This window comes from Spirillospora sp. NPDC049652 (genome assembly GCF_040675125.1).
Lineage (GTDB): Bacteria > Actinomycetota > Actinomycetes > Streptosporangiales > Streptosporangiaceae > Spirillospora.
On record NZ_JBFAOF010000822.1, the window covers coordinates 1 to 3,309 of the forward strand.

Annotated in this window: 3 protein-coding genes; all 3 read right to left on the reverse strand. The window is 72.5% G+C overall.

Annotation, left to right across the window (positions count from 1 at the left end):
• Positions 1 to 1,411 (reverse strand): glycoside hydrolase family 3 protein (locus AB0J52_RS33240; protein WP_500186823.1); only part of this gene is annotated, 1,411 nt, incomplete at its 3' end.
• Positions 1,408 to 2,262, reverse strand: a complete 855-nt coding sequence (locus AB0J52_RS33245; protein WP_500186824.1) for a carbohydrate ABC transporter permease — start codon at positions 2,260 to 2,262, stop codon at positions 1,408 to 1,410. The genes AB0J52_RS33245 and AB0J52_RS33240, both read right to left, overlap by 4 nt.
• A complete protein-coding gene (locus AB0J52_RS33250; RefSeq protein WP_500186825.1) occupies positions 2,259 to 3,278 on the reverse strand; it encodes a carbohydrate ABC transporter permease in 1,020 nt (339 codons plus the stop codon). Before AB0J52_RS33250 ends, AB0J52_RS33245 begins: the two co-directional genes overlap by 4 nt.
• Positions 3,279 to 3,309 lie beyond the last annotated feature (31 nt).

The following is a 3,309-nucleotide window of genomic DNA, read 5'->3' on the forward strand; positions in this document are numbered from 1 at the left end:
CCTGCGCCGCGCCGTAGGTCGCGACGTGCACCGCGCCCTCCGGCCGCCACACCGGCAGGCCCATGTCCACCAGCACCGCGTCCGGACGGGCCGCCAGCAGCGCGGTCGCCAGCTCCCGCTGGCCCGGGTGCCGGTGCGCGTCGCGCAGCACCACGACCAGACCGCGTCCGGTGGCACGTTCCAGCACGTCGCCGGCCTCCTCCGGGGTGCCCTCCGCCCGGACGGCGTCGGCGGCCCACGCCCACAGCCCCCACGGCGTCGGGCCGACCGCGATGTTGCCGTCCGAGGCGAGCTGGACGACCAGCGGCGCGGCGGGGAAGGCGGGCAGGTCGCCGGTGACCCGCACGGCGCGGCGCGCCGCGTCCAGCCCGACGGCCCGGTCCACCGGCACGGGGGCGCTCTCGGCCAGCCAGTCCTTCAGCGCGCCGGTGCGGGCGGCGGCGTCCGCCAGCCGCTCCAGCGGCAGCCGCCCGGACGCGACCGCGTCCTCGACGGCGGCCAGCACCGCCAGCACCGTCTCGTGCTGCTCGCGCGGGCCGAGGCAGAGCAGGTCGGCCCCCGCGAGCAGGGCCCGGACGGCCGCCTCCGGGATGCCGATCGCGCCGCTCGCGCCCTTCATGTCCAGCGCGTCGGTGACGATCACGCCCCCGTACCCCAGGTGCTCGCGGAGCAGCCCGGTGATCACGGCGGGGGAGAGGGTGGCCGGGACCCCGGCGGTGATGGCCGGCAGGTCGAGATGCGCCGTCATCACCGCCCGGGTCCCGGCCTCGATCGCCGCCCGGAACGGCACCAGCTCGCGCCGGTCCAGCAGCTCCAGGTCGGCGTCGACGACGGGCACGCCCAGGTGCGAGTCCTCCACGGTGGCCCCGTGACCGGGGAAGTGCTTGGCGCAGGCCGCGATGCCGGCCTCCTGGGTGCCCGCGACGGCCGCCGCCGCGTGCCGCGCCACCAGCTCCGGGTCGGCCCCGAAGGAGCGGGTGCCGATCACCGGGTTCTCGGCGGCGGTGTTGACGTCCACCGACGGCGCGAAGTTCAGGTTCACCCCGACCGCGCCCAGCTCCGCGCCGAGCGACCGGTAGACGCGCCGGGTCAGCGCCACGTCGTCGACCGCGCCGAGCGCGGCGTTCCCGGGGTACGGGCTGCCCTCCTTGTGCCCGCCGAGGCGGGTGACGTCGCCGCCCTCCTCGTCGATGGTCACCAGGGGCGCACCCGCGCCGCGCATCCGCGCGGTGAGGGCCGCCAGCTCGTCGGTGCCCGGGACGTTGCCGTTCAGCGCGAAAAGCGTCACGCCGCCGAGACCGCGCTCCAGCTCGTCCAGGACCCAGCGGGGCGCGGTCGCGCCGTCGAAGGCCGGCAGCAGGGCGCTGCGGGCGAGCCGTCCGACCTCGTCGTTGCCCATCCGTCCGCTCATCCCTTGACTGCCCCCGCTACCAGGCCGGACACCATCCGGCGTTGCACGATCAGGAAGAAGACCATCACCGGGATGGTGAACAGCGTGGAGGACGCCATGATCGAGCCCCACTCCACCTGCGTCCGGCCGAAGCTGTAGGACAGCGTCAGCGGCAGCATGTACTTGTCCTGGTCCTTCAGGAACGCGAACGCGATCACGAACTCGTTCCACGTGTTCACGAAGGAGAAGATGCCGGTGGCGACCAGGCCGGGCGCGACCAGCGGGAAGGTGATCCGCCAGAACGTGGTGGCCCGGGACGCGCCGTCGATGGACGCGGCGTCCTCCAGGTCCTTCGGGACGGCCGCGACGAACCCGCGCAGCATCAGGACCGAGAACGCCAGCGACGAGCCGACGTACACGATGATCACGCCCGCCAGGCTGTTCAGCAGGTGCAGCCGCTGCGCGTTCAGCATCAGCGGCAGCATCAGCGCCTCCAGCGGCACCATCTGCACGATGATCAGCATCAGCAGGAACGCGATCCGCCCCCGGAACCGGGTGCGCGCCACCGCGTAGGCGGCCAGCATCGCGAGCAGGCTCGACGCCACGACGGTGACGAGCGCGACGATGATGCTGTTCAGGAAGAAGTGGAACAGGCTGTAGTCCAGCCCCTGGCCGTCGAGGACGGCCTTGAAGTGGTGCAGCGTCCAGTGCACCGGCACCGGCAGCGGCGTCTCGGAGTTGATGTCCTCGTTGGTCTTGAACGCCGACGACACCATCCAGAAGACGGGGAAGACGGCGAACAGGAAGACCAGGATCCCGGCGGTGTTGAGGGCGACGCGCGTACCGCGCCCGCCCGTGCCCGGCGCGCTCACGCGACCTCCCCCTGCTTGACCATGACCCGCACGTAGAAGCCGGTGAACACCAGCAGGATGACGGTGAGGACCAGCGCGATCGCGCCGCCCAGCCCGTACTTGGCGGGGAACGCCACCGCCTCGGAGTAGGCGTACATGGCGAGGTTGAACGAGTCCCGGTTGGCGGTGCCGCCGGACAGGAACCACAGCTGGGTGAACACCTTGAAGTCCCAGATGATCGACAGCACGGTGAGCACCAGGAACACCGGCTTGAGCAGCGGGAAGGTGATCTGCCAGAACGCGGTCCAGGCGGACGCGCCGTCCACCCGCGCCGCCTCGTGCAGCTCGCCGGGCAGGCTCTTCAGCCCGGCGAGGACCGACACCGCGATGAACGGGAACGACTGCCAGACCACGCAGAGCACCAGCACGACGTAGGTGCTCAGCGGCTCGGAGAACCAGTTGTAGTCCTCCCAGCCGCCGCCGACGAGCCAGTTCGGCAGCAGGTCGAGGAACCAGGGCACCAGCCCGCCGCCGGGCGTGAACAGCCACTTGTAGACGATCGCGGACGAGATCGCCGGGGTCGCCCACGCCAGCAGCGCGCCGGACGACACCAGCAGCGACATCTTCTTGCCGAGCCGGTTCAGCAGCAGCCCGACCAGGGTGCCGAGGACCATCGTCAGCGCCACCATCGCGGCGGCGGACAGCACGGTGTTGAGGAAGACCTTCCAGAAGAAGTCGTCCTGGAGCACCGTGCTGAAGTTCTTGAACCCGACGTTCTCGGCCGGGTCGAGGCCGCGGACCTCGCGGGTGCCGATCTTGTGGAACGACATCCAGACGAGCTGGCCGATCGGGTAGAGGATGAGCACCGCGATCGCCGCGACGCTGGGCGCGATCAGCAGGTACGGGCCCGGCCGGAACCGGGTGGGGCGGCGGCGCGGCGGGCGCGGGGCGCCGGGCTCGCCGCGCGTGCCGCGCCGCTCGGCCCGGCCGGGAGCGCGCGGGGCCGCGGTGCTCGCCGTGGAGGCGGTGTTCGCCATGGGGCTGGCCTATCCCTCGGGGACTTCGCGG

Coding starts and splice junctions, on each gene's coding strand:
- AB0J52_RS33250 (WP_500186825.1), bottom strand. CDS start 3,278: ATGGCGAACACCGCCTCCACGGCGAGCACCGCGGCCCCGCGCGCTCCC.